The sequence below is a fragment of the Flavobacterium anhuiense genome, assembly GCF_050990855.1.
Lineage (GTDB): Bacteria > Bacteroidota > Bacteroidia > Flavobacteriales > Flavobacteriaceae > Flavobacterium > Flavobacterium anhuiense_C.
Window position 1 is genome coordinate 1172067 of sequence record NZ_CP158861.1, and the last position, 22751, is coordinate 1194817.

The window sequence follows — 22751 nt, forward strand, 5'->3', positions numbered from 1 at the left end:
TTAAAATGAAATCTAAAATTTTTAGCTATATAACCGTTTTCCTTTCACTAGCCTTGGTAACCACAAGCTGTGTGGATAACGAAGATTTGACTCAACTAGATCCAAATAATGATTCAGTCGATAATTTTTGGAAAACAGATGAAGATGCATTGCAAGGTGTAAATGCAGCTTACGGAAGTCTACTAACAGATGGTACTTACATGAGAAGTACACCATTATTGTTAGATGTAAAAGCAGATGATTCTCGTACAAACAGCCCATGGGGATCTATGTACAATGTAGGACATTTCAATTCAAATGTTGCAGATGCAGCAATTTATGGATGGGCTTATGAAACCTATTATCAAGGTATTTACCGTGCCAATCAGGTTTTGACAAATGTACCGGGAATTCAATTTGAAGACGAAGCTTTAAAAAACAGAATCTTAGGACAAGCATATTTCTTAAGAGGATTGTTCTTTTTTCACGCTGTAAATATGTTTAAAAATGTGCCTCTTCCAACAGAATTGGCGGTTTATTATCCTCAAAAAACACAAGAAGAAGGCTGGGCACAAGTTATTGCAGACTTCAAAGCGGCATCAGAATTACTTCCAAATACTTATGTGGGACTTTCAGGATTAGATGCAGGACAAAAAGGACGTGCTACAAAAGGTGCAGCTTTAGGATACTTAGGAAAAGCCTATTTGTTTACTAAAGATTTTGCAAATGCAGGAGCTACTTTTAAAAAAGTAATAGATTTAGGAGTTTATTCTTTGGTAGCCAACTATAGAGACAACTTTACAACAGCAAATGAAAACAATTCAGAATCTCTTTTTGAAGTTCAATTTAGCAGAGATGCTGGAGGTGTAGATTTAGGATGGGGAGGTGCTCCCGCATCTGGATGGGGAAAGACTTCTGCAAGAGCAATTACGTATGCACCACGTGCGTTTGGTTGGACAGACGTACAGCCAACTTGGGCATTATTTAATGAATTTAAGGAAGAAAAAACAAAAGCAGGAGCAGATGATCCTCGTTTAGATGCCACTATTTTTTACAACAAACCAGGCGGAATGCAATTGTACGGAAAAGATTTCGCGACATTTTATGCTGCAAGTCCAGCTGATCTAAACGATTTATTCTGTAGAAAATACCAAAACTCTGACGGACAATTTGCAGACGAATACGATTGGCGTTCAGGAATCAATGAGCGTTTATTGCGATATGCCGATATCCTTTTAATGTATGCGGAGTGTTTAAACGAAAATGGTGATACAAGAGGAGCTTATATGTATATTCAAATGGTTAGAGATAGAGTAAATCTTCCAGATCTATCAACAACAAAACCAGGAATGTCTCAAGCACAAATGAGAGAACAGATTGGGCACGAAAGATTCTTAGAATTCCCTCTTGAAGGACATCGTTTTGATGATATCCGCCGTTGGGGATGGCTTCAAGATCCGGCTAAATTAGCTTGGCTAAAAGCAAGAGATGCTGAGTTTAATTCTTATACAGCAGGAAGAGAATATTTCCCAATTCCACAGTTAGAAATGGATAACAATCCAGGAACTGTTCAAAACGATAGTTATTAATGTTTATTTGAGTTAGTTAAATACCTAATATCATGTGAAGAATGAACACCTTCACATGATATTATGCCTTAGAATTTGGAATACAAGAGAAGTAATTTTTAACAGTAACTAAAATTAGAATAATGAAAACAATTACAAGTTTGGTTTTATTAGCGATATTATTTGGGAGTTGTCAAAATGAAGATATTGTCCCAACACAAGAAGGAACAACAGCAGTTGTAAATGCGGAGGATTCACAGGTTACCAATTTAACAGCAAAAACAGTCAGCGGGAATGTGCCATCGCACGATCCGAGTACAATTGTAAAAAGCGGTGTTAATTATTATGTTTTTACTACGGGAGACAATATCCCAATGACATATTCAAGAGATTTAGCGAACTGGACATGGGGAACATCTGTGTTTTCATCCACACCTAGTTGGATTACAGGATATGTTCCAGGATTTGGTAAAACGTTCTGGGCGCCAGATGTGGCTTGGTTTAATAACAGATGGAACATGTATTATTCTTGTTCAACATTTGGTTCGGCTACATCAGCAATCGGATTGGTGACAACACCATCTATTTCGCAAAGTGCAGGAACAAATTGGACAGATAGAGGAGTGGTTGTTTCTTCTTCTTCGGCATCAGATGTCAATGCCATCGATCCTTCTATTTTGGTTGATGGGAGTAACGTTTACATGGCTTACGGTTCATGGCATGCAGGTATTGGCGTGATTCAAATTAATCCTTCAACAGGAAAAACCACAGGAAGCAGAACCATTGTTGCTGGCGGAAACAGTGCATCATGGGAAGCGCCTTGTCTAATCAAAGAAGGAAGTTATTATTATATGTTTGTAAACCGTGGCACTTGCTGTAACGGCGTAAATAGTACTTATTATATTGTAGTAGGACGTTCTACAAGTCCGTTTGGACCTTTCGTTGATAAAAACGGAGTTTCTTTAAAAAGCGGCGGAGGTACAACGGTTCTCGCTTCTCAGGGAGATTATATTGGTCCAGGACATTTGTCCAGAATCACGGGAACACAAAAAGGAGCCGTTCATTATTATAACAAGGCCGACAACGGAAATCCTAAACTCGAAATCGTATACTTTACATGGTCATCTGGATGGCCAACACTTTCTTATTAAAAAACTAAAATTCAGAGGAAAGTCTTCGGGCTTTCCTCTACAAACAAAAAACCACTATGAAAAAAGCACTTTTAATCTCATTTCTTATTACGTTTTGTAGTCAATTGAATTTCGCGCAGACGACCATAACCATTAAAAATTCTGCTGATGCGCCGACGATTGACAAAAATATTTACGGTCATTTTGCAGAGCATTTAGGCCGTTGTATTTACGGAGGATTTTTTGTGGGAGACACTTCTAAAATTCCAAATACAAAAGGAGTAAGAAATGATATTATTGCTGCTTTAAAAGATTTAAAAATTCCAAATTTAAGATGGCCAGGAGGCTGCTTTGCTGATACGTACCATTGGAAAGACGGAATCGGACCACAGGAACAGCGACCAACTATTGTAAACAAATGGTGGGGCGGAGTTACAGAAGATAACAGTTTTGGAACACACGATTTCTTGAATATGTGCGAGCTTCTAGGGGCAGAACCGTATTTATCTGGAAACGTAGGAAGCGGAACAGTTCAGGAATTGGCAGATTGGGTTCAGTACACGAATTTCAGCGGTAAAAGTCCGATGAGTGATTTGCGTGCAAAAAATGGAAGAAAAGAACCTTGGAAAGTAAAATACTGGGGAATTGGAAATGAAGCTTGGGGATGCGGAGGAAATATGACTGCAGAATACTATGCAGGAGAATACCGTAAATATGCGACTTTTATGTCGGATTGGGAAAATACTGGCGGAATTACAAGAATCGCTTCGGGATCAAACAGTGCAGATTACAATTGGACAGAAGTTTTAATGAAAGGTATTCCGTTGAATATGTTAGGTGGGGTTGGAGTTCACCATTATGCTGTGATTGATTGGGGTAAAAAAGGAAGCGATAGAGAATTTACAGAAGAAGGCTATTTCAAAACCATGAAATCGGCTTTAAAAATGGAAGAATTGGTGACCAAACATTCGGCTATTATGGATAAATACGATCCTGAGAAAAAAGTAGCGATGATTGTTGACGAATGGGGAGGCTGGTACGAAGTAGAAAAAGGAACCAATCCAGGTTTTTTATACCAACAGAATACAATGCGTGACGCCGTTTTGGCTGGAGCAACATTGAACATTTTCAATAACCATTCTGATCGTGTACGCATGGCAAACTTAGCGCAATGTGTGAATGTTCTGCAAGCTGTAATCCTTACAGATAAAGCTAAAATGATCGTAACGCCAACCTATTATGTAATGAAAATGTACGCTGTACACCAAGATGCAAAATTATTGCCAGTAAGTTTCGAATCACCATCATACACTTATGATGGAGAAAAACTTCCAGCAGTTTCAGCGTCGGCTTCAAAAGATAAAAATGGTGCGATTCATATTTCATTAGTGAATGTAGATGCAAAAAACAAAAATAAAATCGAAATTGATGTAAAAGATTTAGGAGTGAAAAACTTCACAGGAACAGTTATTACATCAGCTAAACTACAAGATTACAATTCATTCGAAAATCCAAATAAAATTGCTCCAATAGCTTTTAAAGGTTTCGAAAATAAAAAAGGAAAACTTGAAATCATTATTCCTCCTTTCTCAGTAGTTGTTTTAGAAGGAAAATAAAATAGAAGCAGATGAAAAAAGAAAACTTCATTTATAAAACCATTTCTCTTATTGGATTTTTTGTGGCAGCGATTTTAATGGCTAGCTGTTCAAAAGATGATCCGGCATTAGAACCAGAACCTCCTGTAGTGGTTGATCCACCGGTAGTTACGCCTACATTTAACGGACCAACTTATGCTGACAATTATACTCCATTTGCAAGCTGGTCAAATCGATCACAATGGAATTTGGCCAATGTACACGATCCGTCAGTAGAAAAATCGGGAGAATACTATTATATGTATCAAACCGATGCTTCGTACGGAAACGCGCATGATGGCAACGGACATTTTTTCTACAGAAGATCAAAAGATTTAATCAACTGGGAATTTATGGGTTCTTCAATGGCTCAGGCTCCTGCTTGGGTAAAAGATTCTTTAAATAGTAAAAGAGCCAGAATGAATCCAGCACTTCCTCCGATAGAAAATCCAAATTATGGGTTTTGGGCGCCATGTGTTCGAAAAGTAGGGAATGTTTTCAGAATGTATTACAGCATTGTGGTGACAAATCCAATTGTTGGAACAGATACCAATACTTCTTGGTCAGAACGCGCTTTTATTGGTTTGGCAGAAACTACAGATTTGGCTTCTAATAATTGGGTTGACAAAGGAATGGTCGTTTGCTCTGAACCTGATGGCGTAAAGAGTTATGTTAGAAATGGAGGGAATGATTGGGATGCTTATTTTAAATTCAATGCAATCGATCCGAGTTTTATTCAAACTCCCGAAGGCGAACAATATTTAATTTACGGTTCTTGGCATTCTGGAATCGCGGCTTTAAAACTAAATCCAACAACAGGAAAACCAGATAAATTAAAAACAATTGATGATTATGGAGTTCGAATTGCGGGTCGCGGGAACGTAAATACAAACCGTTGGCAAGCACTTGAAGGGCCAGAGATTATCTACAATCCTGATACACAATATTATTATTTGTTTTTGGCTTATGACGAATTATCGGTGGCTTACAATACTCGTGTAGCACGTTCGAAAAACATTCTTGGGCCTTATGTAACCAACACAGGAATGAGTATTACAAATGGAGCAGAATGTTTTCCTTTAGTAACGCATCCCTATCAATTTAAAAATCATACCGGTTGGGTTGGATTTGCGCATTGTGCTGTTTTTCAAAATCCAGATACCAAACAATGGTTTTATGCTTCGCAGGCGCGTTTGCCAGAAGGAGTTGGCGGAATTGCCGTTTCTAATGCCGTCATGATGGGACACGTTCACGGAATACAATGGACAGAAGATGGTTGGCCTGTTATAGAACCAGAACGTTATGCCGGAGTGCCAACAACGACTTTTGCAGAAGGAAATTTGGTAGGCACTTGGGAACAAATCACCTTGAATTACCAATACAAAACCATGCAGAAAGCAGTTACGATTTTTCTAACAGCCGATAAAAAAGTAAGCGGTGATATAACAGGAACGTGGTCGTACGACCCTGCTAAAAAAATAGCAACCATAAACGGAGTTAAGTGTAATGTTGTTGATGCTTGGGATTGGGAATCATCAACCAGAAAAGTGACTTTAACTTACACAGGAATCAATAGTGCTGGAATATCGGTTTGGGGTAAAAAAATAAATTAGAGAAAATGCCACAGATTACAAGATTAAAAAGGATTTTTTAAATCTGCTAGAAAATAAAAATTCAAACACATAGAAACATAGATTTTTTTGATCGGTAAAAGAGTAAAAAACAAATCTAGATTTGAACACATAGATAGGCTATGTGAATTCAAACAAATGAAATGCCTTTTTGAGAAAAAGTAATGCTATGATTCTATATGGCAAAAAATAAAGCCAAAGATTATAAAAATAAATCCTTTTAATCTGTGGCAAAAAGCAAATCAATTAAAAATGAAAAATCTATTTACAAACCTGTCTATTTTTCTTTTATCGATTGCAGCAACTGCACAATCGGTAAAATTCAACAATCCAATTATTACAGATAAATATACTGGAGATCCTGCCGCATTGGTTTACAAAGACAAAGTGTATTTGTATGCTGGTCACGACGAAGCGCCAAATGATTTTAATTTTTATAAAATGAATGAGTGGGTGGTGTATTCTTCTTCTGATATGAAAAAATGGGAATCGCATCCAGTACCCTTAAAGGTAACCGATTTTAAATGGGCAAAAAGTGATGCATGGGCTTCGCAGGTAATAGAAAAAAATGGAAAATTTTATTGGTATGTAACGGTTGAACACGGTACAATTCCAGGAAAATCAATAGGAGTTGCTGTAGCCGATAATCCACTTGGACCTTTTAAAGATGCGTTAGGAAAAGCATTAATTACCAATGATATGACCAAATTTAGCGATATAAGCTGGGACGATATCGATCCGACAGTTTTTATCGATACTGACGGACAAGCCTATTTATTTTGGGGAAATACCGCTTGCCATTATGCCAAATTAAAAGAAAACATGACGGAAATTGATGGAGAAATTCATCACATAAAACTGCCAAATTTCACTGAAGCACCGTGGATTCACAAACATAACGGCTGGTATTATTTGTCATACGCTTACGAATTTCCAGAGAAAATAGCTTACGCAATGAGTAAATCTATTACAGGACCTTGGGAGTTTAAAGGAATTTTGAATGAATTAGCAGGAAACAGTAACACAAACCATCAATCAATAATTGATTTTAAAGGACAATCGTATTTCATTTACCACAACGGAGCATCAAAACCAAATGGAGGAAGTTTTAGAAGATCAGTTTGTGTCGATAAATTATTTTACAACAAAGACGGAACAATGAAACGTGTTGTAATGACTTCTGAAGGAATACAGTAATTAGTGTTCTGTGTTCAGGTTTTAGTGTTCAGTGGCAGTCGCTCCCGATAGCTATCGGGATCATTTTGAACTGCTAATATGCCCTAAAAAAGTTTTCGTTGAGGTTTAAACTTAAATTTACTTACATCACTTATATGGTTTACAAAAACATAAAATATACAATTTCGGTTTTTCTAATGCTTGTAACTTCGATGGTTATGGCGCAGGAAATTGTTGTACACGATCCAGTTGTCATCAAACAAAAAGACACTTATTATTTGTTCTGCACCGGAAAAGGAATTAGTGTTTTCAGTTCCAAGGATTTAAAAAAATGGAATCCAGAACCACAGGTTTTCAAAGAAAAACCAGTTTGGGCAGATGGCGTTGCGGCCGATTTCAAAAACCATATTTGGGCACCAGATATTTCATTTCACAATAATATTTACTATTTGTATTATTCTGTTTCCGCTTTCGCTAAAAATACATCGGCGATTGGCGTGGCGACCAATACGACTTTAGATCCAAAAGACAAAAATTACAAATGGGTCGATCAAGGAATTGTCATTCAGTCACAACCAAATCGTGATATGTGGAATGCTATTGATCCGAATTTGGTTTTTGATGAAAACAATACGCCGTGGCTTTCATTTGGTTCTTTTTGGGAAGGATTGAAATTGGTAAAATTAAATCCTGATTTGAAATCAATAGCTCAGCCTCAAGAATGGCACACGATTTCAAAGCGCAAAAGAAGTTTCGAATTAGCCGATTCTGATCCAGGAGATGGCGCGCTTGAAGCTCCTTTTATCTTTAAGAAAAATGGTTACTATTATCAATTTCTTTCTTGGGATTTATGCTGTCGCGGAGAAAAAAGCACTTATAAAGTGGTGGTTGGAAGATCTAAAAATGTAACGGGACCTTATTTGGATAAAGAAGGAAAACAGCTCGATCAAGGCGGAGGAAGCTTAGTTGTTCAAGGCGATGAAAATTACTTTGGCGTAGGCCATAACAGCGCGTATACTTTCGACGGAAAAGATTATATGTTTTATCATGCATATGAAAAGAAAACCAACGGAATACCAAGATTAGTAGTTCGAGAAATGCAATGGGACGCTGATTTATGGCCAGTTTTAAAATAATAATAATGAAGAAATACAATTTACCAATTTTAACGATTTTCATGTCACTTCTGGTTTTGGCTTCTTGCAAAGAGACCAAAAATAATGTGGTGCAAAACAAAACATCAGTTTTAAAAGCAGGTTATGAAATCGAACCGGTTAACATTCAAAATGTAAAACTAACCGATTCTTTCTGGCTTCCAATTATCAAAAGAGTGCAGGAAGTAACGATCGAATATGCGATTAAAAAATGTGATGAAGAAGGTCGTTTTGAGAACTTTTTAATTGCCGGAAAACAAAAAACAGGAACAACAAGAGGAGATATGCCTTTTGATGATACCGACGTTTACAAAATTATCGAAGGAGCATCAAACACTTTAATCAGCGCTCCAAATCCGAAGTTAGAAAGAGTTTTGGATTCTATGATTGCAATTGTAAAAATCGGCCAAGAACCAGATGGATACATTACGACTTGGAGAACGATAAACCCAGCAAAACCGCCAGCGCCTTGGGTTCCTGTAATCGAAGGAAAACGTTGGGAATCTCTGCAAATCAGCCATGAATTGTACAATCCGGGACATTTAATTGAAGCCGCGATTGTACATTATGAAGCAACAGGAAAAACTAATTTTCTTGACATTGCTATAAAAGCAGCCGATATGTTGGTACGAACTTTTGGAGACAATCCAGGTCAGGTAAAAGGTGTTCCAGGACATCAGATTGTAGAAACAGGTTTAATAAAATTGTATCAGATTACAGGAAAAGAGGATTATCTGAAATTGGCAAAATACTATTTAGACAATCGCGGAAATCCGAACAACCATAAGTTATACGGAGAATACGCTCAAGATCACATGTCTGTGGTAGATCAAAAAGAAGCTGTTGGACATGCTGTTCGTGCCGTTTATATGTACGCAGGAATGACTGATATTGTCGCGATGACCAAAGATAAAGCCTATGAAAATGCCGTAAATACGATATGGAATAACATGGTCAATAAAAAAATGTACATCACTGGCGGAATAGGATCAAGACACGATGGTGAAGCGTTTGGAGTAAATTACGAATTGCCAAATCTAACCGCATACAACGAAACTTGTGCTGCAATTGGAGATGTATATTGGAATCACAGATTACATAATTTATACGGAAAATCACAATATTTTGATGTCATCGAAAGAACGATGTACAACGGATTAATTTCGGGTATTTCGCTTGACGGGAAACAATTTTTCTATCCAAATGCCTTAGAAGCTGATGGCGTTTACAAATCAAACAGAGGCTCTTGTACGCGTCAGGCTTGGTTTGACTGTTCTTGCTGTCCGACGAATTTGATTCGTTTTATTCCGTCAATTCCAGGATTGATTTATTCGAAAACTAAGAATGATTTATATGTGAATTTATATGCTTCAAACGACGCTTCTTTCACATTAGGAAAAACAGATTTGCAGATTTCGCAGCACACTTCTTATCCATGGAACGGAAAAGTTGGGATTTCAGTTAATCCTAAAAAAGAAGCCAATTTCACCATTAAACTTCGCGTTCCGGGTTGGGCTAGAAATGAAGTTTTGCCAGGAGATTTATATTCGTACAAAAAAGCTTCGACTCAAAAACCAACAATTTCTGTAAACGGAGAAACTTTAGCAATTCAACCTGAAAACGGTTATTTCAACGTGACTAGAAATTGGAAAAAAGGAGACAAAATCGCGCTTAATTTCCCAATGGAAGTTCAAGAAGTAGAAACAAATTCAAAAGTAGAAACGAACAAAAACAAAGTTTCTCTAGAATATGGTCCTCTGGTGTATGCAGTGGAAGAAATCGATAATAAAAACAATTTTCAGAAGATCGATATTTCAGCTTCAGATACTTTCAAAGTGAGAAAAGAAGCAAACTTATTACAAGGCGTAAATGTGATCGAAAATTCAAAATTCAAAGCCATTCCATATTATTCCTGGTCAAATCGAGGCATTGGAAAAATGAAAGTCTGGATTGATTATAAAAATTGAATTCCTTAAAAATAAACTAAATACAAACCAATATAACATGCAAATAAACGTATTAAAAAATTGGGCACTTTCAGCCGTAGTTTTTGTTAGTGTTTCTTCCTGTACGGATAAAAAAGCAGATAAAAAGCTGTCTAAAGAAGAAGTGATGACTAGCAAAACAACTTTAACGAACAAACCTATAGTATTACAAAGAGCAGATCCTTTTATCTACAAACATACAGATGGGTATTACTATTTTACAGGATCGGTACCAACCTATGATGCTGTAGAGTTAAGACGTGCAAAATCTATTGATGAACTTCAAAATGCTGAAACCTTTAGAGTATGGGAAAAACATAAAAGCGGACCAATGAGCCGTCATGTTTGGGCTCCTGAAATTCATTATTTAGATGGAAAATGGTACGTATATTTTGCGGCAAGCGAAGAAAACGATATTTGGAAATTAAGACCTTATGTTTTGCAGTGTACAGGTCAGGATCCTTTGCATGACAAGTGGATTGAATTGGGGCAAATGCAAGCCGCTGACGCAGATCCAAAAAGTTTTACCGATTTTTCTCTAGACGGGACGGTGTTTGAGCATAAAAACAAACGCTATTTCTGTTGGGCAGAAAAAACAGGCGGGCAGTTTGCCGCTTCTAATTTGTATTTAGCCGAAATGGAATCGCCCGTAAAACTAAAAACTGTTCAGTTCATGCTAACAACTCCAGATTACGATTGGGAACGCATAGGATTTTGGGTAAATGAAGGTCCTGCATTTCTTAAACACAATGGCAAAATTTACATTACTTTTTCAGCAAGTGCTACGGGTTCTTGTTACAGTATGGGAATGATGGAAGCAGATGAAAATGCGGATCTGCTGGATAGAAATTCTTGGAAAAAATCTAGATATCCAGTATTAAAAACCAATGCAGCCAAAAAAATCTATGGACCAGGGCATAACTCATTCACAGTAGATGAAAACGGAGAACCATTAGTAATTTATCATGCAAGGGATTACGAAAAAGCGGTTGGTGATCCAAAAGTGGTGCCTGCAACAGATAAAAGACCATTGAAAGAAATTATTGCAGATCCGTTATACGATCCTAATCGTCATGCGAGAATGATGAAATTAAAATTTGATAAAAACGGTACACCAGTATTCGAATTTAACTAAACTGATTAAAATTTTCAAGATTATTTTTTGACTGTTTTACAATTAAGATGAAATAATCGCAACATTATAAATGTAACATTGACATTTATTTTTTGTTTAAAGCTTAAATCTTTGTTTTGATGCATTTTTGGTAAAAATTAAAGTGCAGTATTTTATTAAGTGTTTTTTATACACTTATAAATTTTTTATAATTATATTTGTCAATATTTTAAAAATAAAATACGAATGAAAAATTATGTAATAGGATTGGACTACGGAACAGATTCTGTTCGTGCGGTGCTTATTGACACAGAAAATGGGCAGGAGCTGGCATCGAATGTTTCTCATTACAAAAGATGGAAAAACAAGCAATATTGCGACGCTTCTATAAACCAATTTCGCCAACATCCTTTGGATCATATCGAAGGATTGGAAACTACGATTCAAAATGTTGTAAAAGAAAGTAAAGTAGATCCGTCATTGGTTCGCGGAATCTGTATTGATACAACAGGATCTTCTCCAGTTCCAGTTACTGCTGACGGAACACCATTAGCATTGACAAAAGGTTTTGAAGAAAATCCAAATGCAATGATGGTTTTATGGAAAGATCATACTTCTATAAACGAAGCAAACGAAATCAACGAACTGGCAGTAAGCTGGGGCGGAGAAGACGTGACAAAATACGTGGGAGGAATTTACTCTTCTGAGTGGTTTTGGGCAAAAATTCTTCACATTGCAAGACAAGACGAAGCGGTTAGAAATGCGGCACATACTTGGATGGAGCACTGTGATTTGATGACCTATTTATTGATTGAAGATAAAGATTTAAAAACTTTCAAAAGAAGCCGTTGTGCAGCGGGTCACAAAGCGATGTGGCACGAAGACTGGAACGGATTGCCACCAGTTGAATTCTTAGAAAAATTACATCCGTATTTAGCACAACTTCGTGGTAATTTATACGATGAAACATACACATCCGATTTAGTTGCTGGAAAATTAAGCCAAGAATGGGCAGATCGTTTAGGCCTTTCTACAGAAACTGTTGTGGCTGTTGGAACTTTTGATGCGCATTCTGGTGCAGTTGGAGCTAAAATTGAAGAGAATACTTTGGTTCGTGTTATGGGAACTTCAACTTGTGATATTCTAGTTGGTTCGTATGATGAGGTAGGTACCAAAACCGTTCGCGGTATCTGTGGTCAAGTGGACGGATCTGTAATTCCTGGATTTATTGGTCTGGAAGCAGGACAATCGGCTTTTGGTGATTTATTGGCTTGGTATAAAGAATTGCTAATGTGGCCGACAGAACATTTATTAGCTTCTTCATCTCTTTTAAATGATGCTCAAAAAGAACAATTAAGAGAAGAATTCAGCGATAAATTAATTGTTGAATTAACGAAAGAAGCAGAAAAAATTCCAGTTTCAGAAAGTCTTCCAATTGCTTTAGATTGGATTAATGGTAGAAGAACTCCAGATGCGAATCAAGAAGTAAAAAGCGCGATTTCAAATTTATCATTAGGAACAAAAGCGCCACATATTTTCAAAGCTTTAGTAAACGCAATCTGTTTTGGAGCGAAGAAAATTGTAGACCGTTTTGAAGAAGAAGGTGTAAAAATCGACAGCGTTATCGGAATCGGTGGTGTGGCTCGTAAATCGCCTTTCATCATGCAGACTTTGGCAAACGTTTTAAACAAGCCAATTAAAGTAGCAGCTTCAGACCAAACTCCTGCTTTAGGTGCAGCAATTTATGCAGCCGTTGCAGCCGGAATTTATCCAAACGTAATCGAAGCAAGCCAAAAAATCGGAAGTGATTTTGATGGAGAATATTTCCCTCAATTAGATCAAGTAGCAGCTTATAACAAACTGCTTGTAGGCTACGAACAATTAAGTGCTTTTGCAGATCCAACTATTAAAATTTCTCAAAATGAGTTCTCTTTATAAAGATTTAAAACAAGAATGTTACGAAGCCAACATGCAGTTGAATGCATTGAATTTGGTGGTGTATACTTTCGGAAACGTAAGTGCTGTGGACAGAAAAAATGGTGTTTTTGCCATTAAGCCAAGCGGTGTTCCTTACGAAGATTTAAAACCCGAAGATATTGTAATTGTCGATTTTGACAACAATGTTATTGAAGGAACAATGCGTCCGTCTTCAGATACCAAAACGCATGCCTATTTATACAAAAATTGGCCAAACATTGGAGGAGTAGCGCATACACACGCAACGTACTCTGTAGCTTGGGCACAATCACAGCAGGATATTCCGATTTTCGGAACAACACATGCGGATCACTTAACGGCTGATATCCCGTGTGCGCCCCCGATGGCAGATCATTTAATTGAAGGAAACTACGAACACAATACCGGAATTCAGATTTTGGATTGCTTCAAAGAAAAAAATCTTTCTTATGAAGAAGTAGAAATGATTTTAATTGGAAATCACGGTCCGTTTGCATGGGGAAAAAATGCTGCAAAAGCGGTTTATAACAGTAAAGTTTTAGAAGTGGTAGCAGAAATGGCATACCTGACTTTGCAAATAAATCCAAACGCACCAAGATTAAAAGATTCACTAATAAAGAAACATTACAACCGTAAACACGGAAAAGATTCGTACTACGGACAATAGTGATTTTAGATTTTAGAGTGTAGATTTTAGATTTAAGATTGAAATCTGGAACATCACAAAACCAAGAATAAAATAGAAAACATAACAATTCAAGATTTTTAGATTCCAATCCCGATAGCTATCGGGATGGAACGTGAAACTTGAAACAAAAAATAACAAAATGATAGACATTTCTCAAAAAGAAGTATGGTTTGTAGTAGGAAGCCAGGAATTATATGGTGAAGAAACACTAAGAAAAGTAGCTGAGCATTCTCAGATAATGGCAAAAGGATTAGACGCTTCATCTTCAATTCCGGTAAAAGTAGTTTATAAAGATGTGGTGAAATCGCCTTCGCAAATTTTAGATGTTTGTTTGGCTGCGAATTCAGCTAAAAACTGTATCGGAATTATTGCTTGGATGCATACTTTCTCTCCAGCAAAAATGTGGATTGGAGGCTTAAATATCCTTAAAAAACCATTATGCCACTTGCATACACAATACAATGCTGAAATTCCATGGGGATCTATCGATATGGATTTCATGAACTTGAACCAATCAGCTCACGGAGATCGTGAATTTGGTTTCATGATGTCTAGATTACGTAAAAAACGTAAAGTTGTTGTTGGACACTGGGAAGACCAAAGAGTTCAAAAACAATTAGGAATCTGGTCAAGAGTTGTCTTAGGATGGGACGAACTTCAAAACTTGAAAGTAGCTCGTATTGGAGACAATATGCGTGAAGTTGCCGTTACAGAAGGTGACAAAGTGGAAGCGCAAATTCGTTTCGGAATGTCTGTAAACGGATACGATTCATCTGATGTTACGAAACATATTGAAAAAGTAACAGACCAACAATTAGCTGATTTATTAGCAGTATATGAGTCTTCTTATAACTTGACGGATTCTTTAAAAGAAGGTGGAGCGCAAAGAAGTTCATTAGTTGAAGCAGCAAAAATCGAATTAGGATTAAGAGCTTTCCTTGAAGAAGGAGGATTCGGCGCTTTCACAGATACATTTGAAAACCTTGGTGTTTGGAAACAATTACCAGGAATTGCAACACAAAGATTAATGGCCGATGGCTATGGTTTTGGTGGAGAAGGAGACTGGAAAACCGCTGCAATGGTAAGAGCTTTAAAAGTAATGTGTGTTGGTTTAGAAGGTGGGACTTCTTTCATGGAAGATTACACGTACCACTTTACACCACAAAAATCATATGTTTTAGGTTCTCACATGTTGGAAATCTGTCCATCTATTGCTGACGGAAAACCTTCTTGCGAAGTGCATCCATTAGGAATTGGAGGAAAAGAAGATCCAGCTCGTTTGGTATTCAACTCTCCTGCAGGTGACGCAATCAATGTTTCTTTGGTGGATATGGGAACTCGTTTCCGTTTGATCGTGAATGAAGTTGAAGCAGTAAAACCAATGGCAGAATTACCAAAACTTCCAGTCGCACGCGTTCTTTGGGATTGCAAACCAAATTTAGAAGTGGCCGCAACAGCTTGGATTTTAGCAGGTGGAGCACACCACACGGTTTACAGCCAATCTATCACAACAGAATATATGGAAGATTTCGCAGATATCGCAGGAATCGAATTATTGGTTATTGATGAAAAAACAACTGTAAGAGAGTTTAAGGATAAAATCAATGCTAACGAAGCATATTTCCATTTATTCCAACACGGACTTTAATTAGTCATAAAGTCGAAAGTCAAAAGTCGGAAAGTTTAGTTACTTTGAGGAAAAGACTTTACTAACTTTAGATTAGTCAAAAGTCTAATGTCATAAAGTCGGAAAGTTTTAGTTACTTTGAGGAAAAGACTTTAAGACTTTCGACTTTAAGACTTTACTAACTTAAAAAAAATATCATTTATGAATGCATTAAAACGTTGTGTTTTCGGTTTAAGCCTTTTAAGTTTGGCTGCAGTTTCAGTTCAGTGTAAAGGCGATAAAAAAGCCGATACAGAAAAAGTAGCAACTGATGAAAAAGCATTGGTTACAATCGCTAAATCAGAATACGGAACTACTGCCAAAGGCGAAAAAGTAGAGAGCTATAAATTGAAAAACCAAAATGGGATGGAAGTAGATATCATCACTTTTGGGGGAAGAATTACAGATTTGAAAGTGCCTAATAAAGCTGGAGTTTCAGAAAATGTAGTAATCGGATTCAGTAATTTGGCTCAGTACGAAAAAGAAAATCCATTTTTTGGAGCTTTAATCGGAAGGTACGGAAACAGAATTGCAAAAGGTAAATTTTCGCTTGACGAAAAAGAATATCAATTGGCAATTAACAACGCTCCAAATGCTTTACACGGTGGTCCGCAAGGATTTTTTAATGTAGTTTGGAAAGCCGATGAGGTTAAATCTGGCGAAACAGCTTCTTTAAAATTATCTTATTTAAGTAAAGATATGGAAGAAGGTTATCCAGGAAATCTAAAAGTAGTGGTAACGTATACATTGACAAATGACAATCAATTAGAAGTGCTTTACGAAGCAACTACAGACAAAAAAACAGTGGTTAACTTGACACAACATTCATACTTCAATTTATCTGGAGATTTTACAAAAACAATCTTAGATCACGAATTGACTTTAAATGCAGATAAATTAGTTCCGGTTGATGCTACTTTGATTCCGACAGGAAAATTAGATGATGTTGCCGGTACGCCTTTCGATTTCAGAACGCCAAAATTAATTGGAAAAGATATCAATGCTAAAAATGAGCAGTTGGAAAGAGGAAAAGGTTACGACCACTGCTGGGTGTTGAACAATCCTGAAAAAGGAAAAACAATCATTGCAAAAGTATACCACGCAGCAAGCGGAAGAATTATGGAAATGACAACAGACGAACCTGGAATTCAGTTCTATTCTGGAAATTTCCTTGACGGGACTCTGCCAATGCCAAATGGCGGAACTTTTGCACACAGAACAGGATTATGTCTAGAAACAGAACATTATCCAGATTCTCCAAACCAGAAAAATTTCCCAACAACGGTTCTAAACCCAGGGGAAAATTATAAAACTAAAACTACCTTCAAATTCTCGGTGAAGAAGTAGTTTTAGGATCTGTTAATTAGTTTAGTAATTCTCTAAAAACCTCGGAAGTTGTAGCTTTCGAGGTTTTTTTATTCGTGGATATTAAAATAAAATGCAATAAAAGTATTTGGTTGATTTATTCGAAACTTTCTTACATTTGATAAGTAACTATCCTAAAAAAAACTTACTTATGAAGAAACCAATTCAATTGCTAATGTTGGTATTAGCCTATTCTGTATGTGTAATAGCAAACGCTCAGGTTCAGATGAATTTTAAATTTGATACGCCTTATGGCAATAATGCCGCCGTTGGAAAATTTGTTGCAATTAATGGAGCTAAAATTTATTATGAAGAATATGGAAAAGGTGAACCTTTGTTGTTGATTCACGGAAACAGTGGAAGTATCAAATCAATGGGAAATCAGATTGATTATTTTAAAAGTAAATATAGAGTTATTGCTGTCGATAGTAGAGGGCAAGGCAAATCGGAGTTGAAAACGGATTCTCTAACTTATGTCCAAATCACAAAAGATATGGAAGCATTGGTTAATCACTTAAAGTTAGATTCGATTAGTATTATTGGTTGGAGTGACGGAGGAATCGTTGGTTTGCAAATGGGAATTTCAGGAAAGTCGAAAATAAAGAAAATTGTAACAATGGGTGCTAATTTAAGACCTGATTCTACAGCTGTTAATTCGTGGGCTATAAAAGAAGTTCTGAATATGAGAAAAGTAGTTTTTTCTAAAATTAAAGAAAAAGACACAAGTGAGAATTGGCTTCTGCTGAAACAACTTACTGGACTTGTAGTTGATCAGCCTAATATTCCAGCGAAAGATTTATCAAAAATTAAAGCAAAAGTGCTTGTGGTAGGAGGAGATAAAGACGTCATTAAAAATGAGCATACGGTTGAAATTTTTGAAAATTTATCTAAAGCACAGCTATGTATTTTGCCTGGAGAAACTCATTTCGCACCAGCTTCTAGCCCCGAAGTATTTAATGCAGTCGCAAATAAATTTTTATCAGAACCTTTTAAAAGACCAGATTCTGATTTTACAAAATGGGAAAAATAAAATTTAATAAACAGATCGTTTTTTTTTTTAGTAACGAATTTCAACTTGATATAATTCATAAGTTAAAAAAAAACGATTTTCAAACAATTGATTTTGAATCTCGCAAAGTCGCGAAGACGCCAAGTAAATAAAACTTTGCGACTCTGTGATTTTGCGAGATTCATTCCTTTACAGCTTAAAATCTTAACTTAGCAAAATGAAACATTTATTTAAAGCGCAACTAAACTGGACTTCCAAACAAAATCAAAAAGAATCGTCTAAAAGATTCTACAGTAAAAGCCATCAAATTCAAATTGAAGGAAAACCAATTATAGACGTTTCAGCTGCAAAAGCCTTCAAAGGCGACCCAGAATTATACAATCCAGAAGATCTATTGTTGAGTAGTTTGGTTTCCTGCCACATGATGTCATACTTATATGTTTGCTCCCAAAACGGAATAGAAGTAATCAATTATTCGGACAGCGCAGAAGCAACTTTAGAAGTAAATCCAGACGGAAGCGGGCGTTTTATAGAAGTTCGATTACATCCAAAAGTGACAATTACAGATTCAAGTAAAATAGAATTGGCTTTAGAACTTCATCACAAAGCAAATCAATTGTGTTTTATTGCTAATTCGTGCAATTTTCCGGTTTTGCATGAGGCGAGTTGTGAGGTTTAATGTGATTATACTTTAGAAATTTTCTTGATTTGTAGATTTCCAAAAGCAATACCTTTTATTTCGTATTTATACAATATTGAGCTGAAAAAAAATGTAATTGCTGTAACGAAAATGTATGATAAAAGAAATGTTAGATCGCTTTGTCTCTCAAATCCAGTATAAGAAAAGGCGATTGAAAATATTCTAAGAATAAAAAAATGAAGAAGATACATGCTAAAAGAGTATTTGCCAATCAAACAGAACAAATTACTTAAGCCATTGTTGAATTCGTAATTTTTAATTCCAATTATAAAAAAACAAAATGCAATTGAATACAGATAAGGAGATTGAAAAGTATAATACAGGTAATTTAATGACAAATGAATCTGGCTTAATAAAATAAAAATACAGATTGATAAGGTTAAAAATATTTTTCTGATTTCTTTTGAAAAATGTACCGAGTTAAAAATATAGAAAAGTAAAATACCACAGCAAAATACTGGTAATTGATTTGGAAGCCATTGATAAGTGTACAATCTCTTTGATAAATCATTATCAGAGATTTTTAATAAATAAACTATAGCTTGAACAATGTAATTAATGATATTTGATAATAAAATAGAAAAAAGGAGAAGATAGACGGCATGTTTGGTTGTTTTTATTTTTTTAAATAAAAAAGGAACCAAACAATAAAACAATACTTCTGTTCCAATGCTCCATCCTCCTGGTGGAATATAGTTAATAACAGGCACGAATATGCCATTTAAAAACATAACACACATTAGTATTTTCCAGTATTCGATAGTATGTATTCCTTTTAAAGCTATTTCTACTAATGTGTAAAAGAGGGCGAAAAAATAATACAATGGTGCTATTCTGAAAAATCTTCTAAGAAAAAATAATTTGATACGTTTTTCGCCATCTTTTTCATATCTCTGTTTAAAAGAATTGAATAAAGTAAATGCACTTAATATGAAAAATAATTGAACTCCCATTGCTCCTGCATTGGTAAAGTTTTTCAGAAAGTCAGAATTTGAAAAAGAGTGACTTGTATGAATCATAATTACTAATAAGACAGCAATCCCTCTTCCAAAATCGACCCAATTGTATCTTTTTAAATTTTCTGTTGAAGAGTTCATATGATTTCTGAAATTAATTTCTTATAAAAGAAAAAAACCTCTTCCGTTAAGAAGAGGTTTTTAAGTACCCGGAGCCGGAATAGAAACCCTTCAATTTTGCATTTTTTCATATGGTCAAAAAACTTTGTAAAAATAGACATAAATGTCAATAAATTCAGTGCTTAATGTCATTTATAATGGGACTAAAAAAATAGAATGAAATAGAATAAAATTTAATATAATAGTACAAATGTTTGGCAAATGTTTGGCAAACTTTGGAAACGTCCTACATATTAAATATCTTTGAATTGTTCAAACGTTCAAAGTTCAAAATATGGCATCAATAAATTTTAGATTAAGAAGTTCTGCAAATAAAAATGTTTCAATTAAAGTTTACACCTCTCTTGGACGTGGAAATATGATTGAAGTCAATACGGGTTTTTCAATCAATCCGAAAGACTGGAGCGAAACCACTGATCGTCCAAAACAAAATACTGCCGAGAACAAACTACTCTTTAACAATCTTAAAAAACTAGAATCATTTCTTTTTGATAGTATTAATGCTGATATGGCTAAAAGCGTTTTAATTGATGCTTTTTGGTTAGAATCAAAAATTAAAGAATGTTTCAATCGTGTAGAGAAAACGAATGAGGCATTAATCACAAATTACATTCAGGATTTAATTGATAATGCAGACACCCGAAAAGTAAAAGTTAAGGGAGGTTTTAAACACGGCATTTCATTAAGCAGAAAAAACAGTTTCATATCAACAAAACAGATGCTCGTTGAATACGAGAAAAAAACAAAAAAGAAAATTCATTTTATAGACATCACTCAGACGTTTATAGACGGATTTGAACGTTGGTTACTAAAAACTAAAGAGTATGCAATAAACACAGCTTCAAAACATATCGCGAATATTAAGACTGTTTGCAATGAAGCTGAAAAGAAAGGAATACAAGTTAATTCATTTGCAAAGCAAATTACTATCGTTTCAGAAAGTGACGATGATCGTTACATTCAAACATTGTCTTTTGATGAATTAGATCAAATTAGAAAAGCCGAAATAACAAGTGAAGCATATCAAAACGCACGAAAATGGCTTTTAATTGGGTGTGAGATTGGACAACGTGGCGGGGATTTACTAAACATTACCAAAGATAACATTCGTTATAAAGGAGGGAATATGTATTTAGATCTAATCCAACAGAAAACAAAGAAAGCTGTAACCATTGGCATAATCGCCCCGTACATTATTGATATACTTGAAAATAGTTTTCCTTATAAGATTTCAACTCAAAAACTAAATGACCACATTAAAAAGGTTTGCGAAATAGCCAAAATAAATACATTAACAGAGGGGAAAATATTTGATTCCGAAAGTGGACGTAAAAAATTCGATTTATACGAAAAACATAAACTAATTACTACACACAGTTTTCGCCGTTCCTTTTGTACGAATTACTATAAAAAGATACCTACGCCAGTTTTAATGGGTATTTCGGGTCACAGCAAAGAATCAATATTTCGGGTTTATATTAATGCTCCAGAGGATAAAGACGAAAACGCCGATTTGTTTATGAAATTTTATAATGATATTCATAAAGACAAACAAACTGAAATGAAAGTAATTCTTAATACTGGGACGGAATAATGGAGGATTATAATTTTGATGATTTCATGGCTAATTACGAACAAGATGCTTTAGAAATTGATTTAGCTATTGAACATCCCTTAGTTTATGATATACTGGAAAAACAGAAGTTAAAACTTCTTAGTGCAGATTTTGATGAAGTAATTGACGAAGTAATAGAGTTTTGTAAAAAAGCAGTAAAGACGACTAAGGAATCTTTAATAAATTCTTTTTCAAATAAGCATTATAAAGTTAACTACCGGAACTGTAATCCGCCATTTTTAGCTCAAATGAAAACTTATATTGAATATGGAAATCTTTATAAACAAGCGACTAACAAAAAGAACAGTGACCAACTATTTGAATTTGATAATGTATTAGAAAATAAAAAAATAAAAAATCATAATCAAAAAATGGATTACATAGATATTATATTAAGAGGATATTCAAATGAAAATGATAGAAAGTTTTTGAATAATTATTTTATACGTGAATATAGGAAAGCAGAAAAGGAACATTATAAATTTCCGGAGTTTTTTAATGGTTTAGTAAGTGGTGTGAATAAATTAAAAGATCAGTACAAAACCCGTTTTTACGAGCGTAAAAGAGAATTGTATTTTATGCTAGATGGAGCAAAAAATGGAACTCTTAAATATGGTGATTTAAAAGATGAAAGCTTAGAGCAACGACACAAGGAAACAATTAAATATTGTGACAGTGAATTATCAGAGTTAAGTTTTGAAAATTTTCCAATAAATCTATTCCTGTTTACAAATAATAGATACATAGGTTTTTTGAATTTTAGTGAAGTAGAGTTTATTGGCAATGAAATTGCACAAGCATTTAAAGAATTAGAATTAGAGTTTATTGGTAATGAAATAGCAAAAGGATTAAAAGATTTAGAAAAACCTCAGCAAAGTGAAGCCATCGACTCAACGGTTGAGGAAATGATATTTAGAAACAAATTTGACAACGTAACAGAAATCAAAGTGATTGAATATTTTACCAAAAATCTTGTCGAAAAGAGATACTTAACAAAAGAAACATTAGCTGAATATTTAAAACAAGCTTTTGAATTAAAAACTCCTCCTAAACAAAAATTCAGTTTTGAAAATTTACCAACACAAGCAAGAATTAGAAAAGTGTTTTATAATTATTTTAGCATTACTGCGGGAAAACCAAGTGGACGAAAATTGGAATATGTTAAACTTTTAGGAGAGTATTTTAATGGATTTAGCACTGACAAAATAAATACCAATTTTAGTAAATAAATTTAGTTTCATACTA

General features: G+C 35.1%; 17 protein-coding genes. 16 read left to right on the forward strand and 1 reads right to left on the reverse strand.

The window, feature by feature from the left end; genetic code table 11:
* Nucleotides 1-5: 5 nt before the first annotated feature.
* The 14 genes from ABTV69_RS05355 (at nucleotide 6) to ABTV69_RS05420 (ending at nucleotide 18734) form a co-directional block, all read left to right on the forward strand.
* Nucleotides 6-1568: a RagB/SusD family nutrient uptake outer membrane protein gene (locus ABTV69_RS05355; RefSeq protein WP_433834626.1), complete on the forward strand. Its 1563-nt coding sequence runs from the start codon at nucleotides 6-8 to the stop codon at nucleotides 1566-1568.
* A 122-nt stretch (nucleotides 1569-1690) separates the two neighbouring features.
* Nucleotides 1691-2698, forward strand: coding sequence for an arabinan endo-1,5-alpha-L-arabinosidase (locus tag ABTV69_RS05360; RefSeq protein WP_433834627.1), 1008 nt, complete (start codon nucleotides 1691-1693; stop codon nucleotides 2696-2698).
* A 56-nt stretch (nucleotides 2699-2754) separates the two neighbouring features.
* Nucleotides 2755-4293: an alpha-N-arabinofuranosidase gene (locus ABTV69_RS05365; protein ID WP_433834628.1), complete on the forward strand. Its 1539-nt coding sequence runs from the start codon at nucleotides 2755-2757 to the stop codon at nucleotides 4291-4293.
* 11 nt (nucleotides 4294-4304) lie between these two features.
* A complete protein-coding gene (locus ABTV69_RS05370) occupies nucleotides 4305-5924 on the forward strand; it encodes an arabinan endo-1,5-alpha-L-arabinosidase (protein ID WP_433834629.1) in 1620 nt (539 codons plus the stop codon).
* 270 nt (nucleotides 5925-6194) lie between these two features.
* The gene (locus ABTV69_RS05375) at nucleotides 6195-7139 is read left to right on the forward strand and encodes a glycoside hydrolase family 43 protein (protein WP_433834630.1); all 945 of its coding nucleotides are present in this window, start codon (nucleotides 6195-6197) and stop codon (nucleotides 7137-7139) included.
* 98 nt (nucleotides 7140-7237) lie between these two features.
* A complete protein-coding gene (locus ABTV69_RS05380; RefSeq protein WP_433834631.1) occupies nucleotides 7238-8254 on the forward strand; it encodes an arabinan endo-1,5-alpha-L-arabinosidase in 1017 nt (338 codons plus the stop codon).
* A gap of 5 nt (nucleotides 8255-8259) precedes the next feature.
* On the forward strand, nucleotides 8260-10239 hold the full coding sequence (locus ABTV69_RS05385) for a glycoside hydrolase family 127 protein (protein WP_433834632.1): 1980 nt from the start codon (nucleotides 8260-8262) through the stop codon (nucleotides 10237-10239).
* A gap of 37 nt (nucleotides 10240-10276) precedes the next feature.
* Nucleotides 10277-11392, forward strand: a complete 1116-nt coding sequence (locus ABTV69_RS05390) for a glycoside hydrolase family 43 protein (protein WP_433834633.1) — start codon at nucleotides 10277-10279, stop codon at nucleotides 11390-11392.
* Nucleotides 11393-11617: 225 nt separating this feature from the next.
* Nucleotides 11618-13309: a ribulokinase gene (locus tag ABTV69_RS05395; RefSeq protein ID WP_433834634.1), complete on the forward strand. Its 1692-nt coding sequence runs from the start codon at nucleotides 11618-11620 to the stop codon at nucleotides 13307-13309.
* Complete coding sequence (locus tag ABTV69_RS05400) at nucleotides 13293-13994, forward strand: L-ribulose-5-phosphate 4-epimerase (protein ID WP_144216206.1); 702 nt, start codon at nucleotides 13293-13295, stop codon at nucleotides 13992-13994. Before ABTV69_RS05395 ends, ABTV69_RS05400 begins: the two co-directional genes overlap by 17 nt.
* Nucleotides 13995-14154: 160 nt before the next feature.
* A complete protein-coding gene (araA, locus tag ABTV69_RS05405) occupies nucleotides 14155-15663 on the forward strand; it encodes an L-arabinose isomerase (RefSeq protein ID WP_433834635.1) in 1509 nt (502 codons plus the stop codon).
* Nucleotides 15664-15843: 180 nt separating this feature from the next.
* Nucleotides 15844-17028, forward strand: a complete 1185-nt coding sequence (locus ABTV69_RS05410) for an aldose epimerase family protein (RefSeq protein ID WP_433834636.1) — start codon at nucleotides 15844-15846, stop codon at nucleotides 17026-17028.
* A 169-nt stretch (nucleotides 17029-17197) separates the two neighbouring features.
* Nucleotides 17198-18076, forward strand: a complete 879-nt coding sequence (locus tag ABTV69_RS05415; RefSeq protein ID WP_433834637.1) for an alpha/beta fold hydrolase — start codon at nucleotides 17198-17200, stop codon at nucleotides 18074-18076.
* 196 nt (nucleotides 18077-18272) lie between these two features.
* Complete coding sequence (locus ABTV69_RS05420) at nucleotides 18273-18734, forward strand: OsmC family protein (protein ID WP_433834638.1); 462 nt, start codon at nucleotides 18273-18275, stop codon at nucleotides 18732-18734.
* A 5-nt stretch (nucleotides 18735-18739) separates the two neighbouring features.
* Here the strand turns inward: ABTV69_RS05420 and ABTV69_RS05425 are convergent, their stop codons facing one another.
* A complete protein-coding gene (locus tag ABTV69_RS05425; RefSeq protein WP_433834639.1) occupies nucleotides 18740-19852 on the reverse strand; it encodes an acyltransferase family protein in 1113 nt (370 codons plus the stop codon).
* Between the two features lie 313 nt (nucleotides 19853-20165).
* On the opposite strand from ABTV69_RS05425, the gene ABTV69_RS05430 reads away from it, so the two are divergent.
* On the forward strand, nucleotides 20166-21485 hold the full coding sequence (locus tag ABTV69_RS05430) for a phage integrase SAM-like domain-containing protein (RefSeq protein WP_433834640.1): 1320 nt from the start codon (nucleotides 20166-20168) through the stop codon (nucleotides 21483-21485).
* Nucleotides 21485-22735 carry a hypothetical protein gene (locus tag ABTV69_RS05435; RefSeq protein ID WP_433834641.1) on the forward strand — a complete coding sequence of 417 codons (1251 nt, stop codon included), beginning with the start codon at nucleotides 21485-21487 and terminating at the stop codon, nucleotides 22733-22735. Before ABTV69_RS05430 ends, ABTV69_RS05435 begins: the two co-directional genes overlap by 1 nt.
* Nucleotides 22736-22751 lie beyond the last annotated feature (16 nt).

What these genes read in the sequence shown, in the direction of transcription:
- ABTV69_RS05355 (WP_433834626.1), top strand. Translation starts at nt 6, where the DNA reads ATGAAATCTAAAATTTTTAGCTATATAACCGTTTTCCTTTCACTAGCC.
- ABTV69_RS05360 (WP_433834627.1), top strand. Translation starts at nt 1,691, where the DNA reads ATGAAAACAATTACAAGTTTGGTTTTATTAGCGATATTATTTGGGAGT.
- ABTV69_RS05365 (WP_433834628.1), top strand. Translation starts at nt 2,755, where the DNA reads ATGAAAAAAGCACTTTTAATCTCATTTCTTATTACGTTTTGTAGTCAA.
- ABTV69_RS05370 (WP_433834629.1), top strand. Translation starts at nt 4,305, where the DNA reads ATGAAAAAAGAAAACTTCATTTATAAAACCATTTCTCTTATTGGATTT.
- ABTV69_RS05375 (WP_433834630.1), top strand. Translation starts at nt 6,195, where the DNA reads ATGAAAAATCTATTTACAAACCTGTCTATTTTTCTTTTATCGATTGCA.
- ABTV69_RS05385 (WP_433834632.1), top strand. Translation starts at nt 8,260, where the DNA reads ATGAAGAAATACAATTTACCAATTTTAACGATTTTCATGTCACTTCTG.
- ABTV69_RS05390 (WP_433834633.1), top strand. Translation starts at nt 10,277, where the DNA reads ATGCAAATAAACGTATTAAAAAATTGGGCACTTTCAGCCGTAGTTTTT.
- ABTV69_RS05395 (WP_433834634.1), top strand. Translation starts at nt 11,618, where the DNA reads ATGAAAAATTATGTAATAGGATTGGACTACGGAACAGATTCTGTTCGT.
- ABTV69_RS05400 (WP_144216206.1), top strand. Translation starts at nt 13,293, where the DNA reads ATGAGTTCTCTTTATAAAGATTTAAAACAAGAATGTTACGAAGCCAAC.
- araA (WP_433834635.1), top strand. Translation starts at nt 14,155, where the DNA reads ATGATAGACATTTCTCAAAAAGAAGTATGGTTTGTAGTAGGAAGCCAG.
- ABTV69_RS05410 (WP_433834636.1), top strand. Translation starts at nt 15,844, where the DNA reads ATGAATGCATTAAAACGTTGTGTTTTCGGTTTAAGCCTTTTAAGTTTG.
- ABTV69_RS05415 (WP_433834637.1), top strand. Translation starts at nt 17,198, where the DNA reads ATGAAGAAACCAATTCAATTGCTAATGTTGGTATTAGCCTATTCTGTA.
- ABTV69_RS05420 (WP_433834638.1), top strand. Translation starts at nt 18,273, where the DNA reads ATGAAACATTTATTTAAAGCGCAACTAAACTGGACTTCCAAACAAAAT.
- ABTV69_RS05425 (WP_433834639.1), bottom strand. Translation starts at nt 19,852, where the DNA reads ATGAACTCTTCAACAGAAAATTTAAAAAGATACAATTGGGTCGATTTT.
- ABTV69_RS05430 (WP_433834640.1), top strand. Translation starts at nt 20,166, where the DNA reads ATGGCATCAATAAATTTTAGATTAAGAAGTTCTGCAAATAAAAATGTT.
- ABTV69_RS05435 (WP_433834641.1), top strand. Translation starts at nt 21,485, where the DNA reads ATGGAGGATTATAATTTTGATGATTTCATGGCTAATTACGAACAAGAT.